The organism is Psychrilyobacter sp., from assembly GCF_049671765.1.
Lineage (GTDB): Bacteria > Fusobacteriota > Fusobacteriia > Fusobacteriales > Fusobacteriaceae > Psychrilyobacter.
On record NZ_JBATVM010000245.1, the window covers coordinates 1 to 4,043 of the forward strand.

The 4,043-nt window shown below is 30.2% G+C and carries 4 protein-coding genes and 1 pseudogene; all 5 read left to right on the forward strand.

The annotated features are described in order from the left end of the window. On the forward strand, window positions 1-535 hold a 535-nt coding region (locus tag WBG30_RS11865; protein ID WP_424504871.1), incomplete at its 5' end, for a CpsB/CapC family capsule biosynthesis tyrosine phosphatase. After that, entirely contained in the window at window positions 447-1,691 is a 1,245-nt protein-coding gene (locus WBG30_RS11870; RefSeq protein ID WP_424504872.1) for a TolC family protein, read from the forward strand. The genes WBG30_RS11865 and WBG30_RS11870, both read left to right, overlap by 89 nt. A 208-nt stretch (window positions 1,692-1,899) precedes the next feature. Continuing rightward, window positions 1,900-3,090, forward strand: a complete 1,191-nt coding sequence (locus tag WBG30_RS11875; RefSeq protein ID WP_424504873.1) for an efflux RND transporter periplasmic adaptor subunit — start codon at window positions 1,900-1,902, stop codon at window positions 3,088-3,090. A gap of 175 nt (window positions 3,091-3,265) precedes the next feature. After that, the gene (locus WBG30_RS11880; protein ID WP_424504874.1) at window positions 3,266-3,658 is read left to right on the forward strand and encodes a GxxExxY protein; all 393 of its coding nucleotides are present in this window, start codon (window positions 3,266-3,268) and stop codon (window positions 3,656-3,658) included. A gap of 205 nt (window positions 3,659-3,863) precedes the next feature. After that, window positions 3,864-4,043 (forward strand): annotated as a pseudogene (locus tag WBG30_RS11885) (hypothetical protein); the annotation flags it as partial.

Consider the following 4,043-nt stretch of genomic DNA (forward strand, 5'->3'; position numbering starts at 1 on the left):
AGGTCTTTCGGCCTTAAAAGAAAAAAAAGTAAAAACTTTAAATAAAAGTGATTATCTTTTGGTAGAAGCTATCCCAGGAATGACAAAGGTAGCACTAGAAAAATCATTGGAACTAATTATAAATTTAGGGTATAAACCAGTTTTGGCTCATGTGGAAAGGTATCCATTTATAAAAGTAAAAACTCTATATGAATTAAAAAAACTAGGAGTTGTGATCCAAGTAAATCTGAAATCCTTGAGACATAAAAAAGAAATATATAAGTGGATAGAGCTAGGCCTTATAGATATTTTGGCTAGTGATGTCCATGATAGAAAATACAGAAACTATGAATTAGAAGATATAATAAAAGAGATAGATAATAAATTAGGTAGAAAAACTAGGGAAAGGTTACTCATGGGTAATCCTGAAAAAATAATAAATAACGAGATTATAGAGGGGAATATAGATGAAGAAAAAAATTATGATACTGGCATTGATGGCAATAGCTTCATTAAATGTTTTTTCAAAAGATTTAAATTTAGAAGAAGCACTTAAAATTGCAGAAAATGAAAATCCAGAGATAAGAAGGGGAAGAATTACTCTGGATATAAAAAAACTAGAAGAAAAAAAGAAAATGAAAGCATTTTTGCCTAAAGTATCTCTTAGTATAGACCCAGAGGATACTAGCTATGACAATAACTTAAATCCATTTGATAAGAGTATAGGGGTAGAAGCTAGGATTTTTATGCCTCTTTTTACAGGTGGAAAACTTACCAATGAATACAAAAAATCTAAGTTAGAAGTAGAAAAAGCATCTTTAAGTAATATTTTGTTAAAATATGACATGAGAAAAGAGGTCATAAAAAAGTATTTTGAAGTATTAAATTTAAAAAAACAAGCCGATATTTTGGACGGAGTAAACAAAACACTAAAAAAACAAAGGGAAAGACTAGAAAAACTTTACAATAACAATAAATTAGTAAAAAAATCAGATGTACTTAGGGTGCAGAGTGATATATTAAGTAATGAAGTGACTCTTTTAGGAGTAAAACAACAATCGGAGATAAAAACATATGAGTTACAAATATTATTAGGGATATCTATGGATGAGCCTTTAAATATAGCTGAATTTGACTATAAAACACTGGATTTAAATAAATTTTTATTAGATAATGATATTACCAAAGCATTAAATGAGGGAAGCAAGGTTAAGAGTACAGAGATAGATCTTAAAGAAAGTGAGAGAGATGTAAATATAGCTAGAGCAGCATACTATCCAAAGGTAGGAATAGGATTTGAAAAGAATTTTAAAAATGAGAGAGATGGTAAAGACTCATATAGAATTGGTGTGGGATTTAATTGGAATATATTTAATTGGGGTGCAGATATGGATACTGTAGCTCAAAATCAATATAGGGTAGATCAGGCAAATATAGATCTGACAAAGATGAAAGATGAAGTAAAATTAGAACTGAAAGAAAAGTATAGTAATATGATTACACTGTCTAAACAACTAGAAGCTCAAGAGATGAAGGTGGAGATAGCTGATGAAAATGCCACTATAGATACACTAAGATATAATAATTCCCTTATGAGTTCATTTGAATATTTGGATAGTGTAGATAAACAAAGAGTAACAGAGGAAGGTTATTATACTCTACAAAGGGAATTGATGTTAGCAATAGATACATATGAAAATGCCTGGAGATAGGGAAAGATAATTGAAAATGAAAAGATAAAAAAAGCATAGAACGCGGGTGCTGTCTTCGACTGCGCTCAGACAACGATACATGTTCTTAGTGATGAAGAATCAAGTGTTTTGAATTTATGGAGGGGTAATTCATGAATTACCCATACGATATTCGAGTTTTATAAATTTTTCTGCGTCAAAAAAGTTTTAGATATTTAGGGAGATGAAAATGAAAAACAAAATAATTATAGCTGTGATAGCTCTTTTAGTTATTGGAGGAGGATATACAGTATTAAAAAATAGAAATACAAAAGATATGGCTTCAGTGAGACTAGTAAAGATAAGTAATGAAGATATTTCTGAAAATTTAAAATTTGAAGGAATAGTAAATGCAAAGAAAACTTATGGACTATATAAGAAAGTTCCTATGATGGTAGATGAAGTAAAGATAAAACCAGGAACTATGGTAAAAGCTGGAGAGGAATTGATTAAATTTAGTGGTGTAGGAACTGATGGATTTGAAAATACAGGGGTTTCTAATGTTTCTATGAAGTTAGAAGAAAAAAAATTAGAAGTTGAGATTTTGGAAAAACAAGTAATTGAATTAGAAAGAAGGGAAAAGGTTGTAAAATTTCAGTTAAATAATGCTAACAGTACTGCTAAAACTATGAAAGAATTATTAGAGCAAGATGGAGTATCCTCTTTAGAAGCAAATAAATATATTACAGATGCAGCATTAAAAGATTTGGAATATAACAATGTAATTCAAGATATATCTCTAGTTAAACAGAGACTAAAGATAAAATCAAATAGTTTAAATGAGGAATTAAAAGAGATGAGTCAGAATATGACTGCTCCAGAAAATGGAATAATAACTGACGTTTTTGTAGAAAATGGAATGATGGCAACGCCAGGAAAACCTCTATTAAACTTTGCATCTCTAGATAGTGGATTAGAAGTAAAAGTACTAATACCTATATATCAATCTCAAGGTGTAACTACAGGAGCTAATGTAGATATTATCTCTAAAGGATCATTGGAAGAAAAAAAATATAGTGGAAAAGTAATTTCAATCTCAAGTGTAGCTAAAGTAATAAAAAATGGAAATAATGAAGAAAGATATCTGACTGCTACTGTAGAACTAGATGGATCTATAGGTCTTTTACCAGGAGTTAATGTAGGAGTAGAAATATCTGGTAAAGAACTTAATGGTATAAATGTAGTGGATGCTTTTTCTGTAATCGAAGAAAATGGAAAAACTTATGTTTATATAATAGAAAATAGTAGGGCTAGAAAAGTAGAGATACAAACAGGGATGAAGACACTGTCTAAATACGAAGTTTTAAATCTACCTGAAGGAACAAAAGTAGTGGTGAATCCGTTTAAGGTGAGAGATGGGGAGAAGGTACTGGTGAAGTAGGAAAGATAATTGAAAATGAAAAGATAGAAAAAACTAGTCACGAATTATACGAATGGACACGAAGAAAAACAATTGGACACGGAGATACACAGAGGGAAAAGAAGAGAATACGGAGAAAAAAACTTTTAGTCGCAGATTACGCAGACTGACGCAGATTATTTATGGAGTGATAAATATGAAAGAATTTTTATATAAAGAATTATCTTATGAAATTATTGGTTTAGCTATGGAAGTACATAGAGAGTTAGGAACCGGATTTTTAGAAAAAGTATATGAAAATGCTTTAATGATATTATTTGAAGAAAAAAATCTGAAATCAAGACAACAAGAACCAATTAAAATAAGTTTTAGAAAGAAAATTATTGGTGATTATATAGCCGATATAATTGTAGAAGATAAGATAATATTAGAATTAAAATGTACTTCAAAAATAATTGAAATTCATAAAGCTCAAATAGCAAATTATCTTAAGGCTACAGGAAAAAAAGTCGGGATCATAATTAATTTTGGCAATAAAAGTTTAGAAATAGAAAGAGTTGTTATGCAAAATCTGGGTGAATCTGTGTAATCTGCGACAGAAAAAAAGAAACTCAGTGAGCTTTCTAGTTTTTCCTTTGTGAGCTCATTATCTCATTTCTTTGTGATGAAGGTTTAGGTTTTAGATCTGTGAAATCTGTGTCAAAAAAAACTCTGCGCATCTCAGTGTCCTCCGAGTCTCTGTGTTGAAAGTTTTGTTTTGTGATGTTTGTATAAAAAGTTTAGGGGAGAAAAAAATGGTTTTTTGGATGGTAAAGAAAATTATTATGGGAAATAAACTCCGTAGTGCGGTACCTCTTATGGGAATAATAATAGGAGTAGCCTCCATTATGGGGATTTTTTCTATATCTAGTGGTGGAGAAGCCGCAGTAAAAAAAGACCTAGCTAGTATAGCAGAGAATAGAGTATTGATAGGA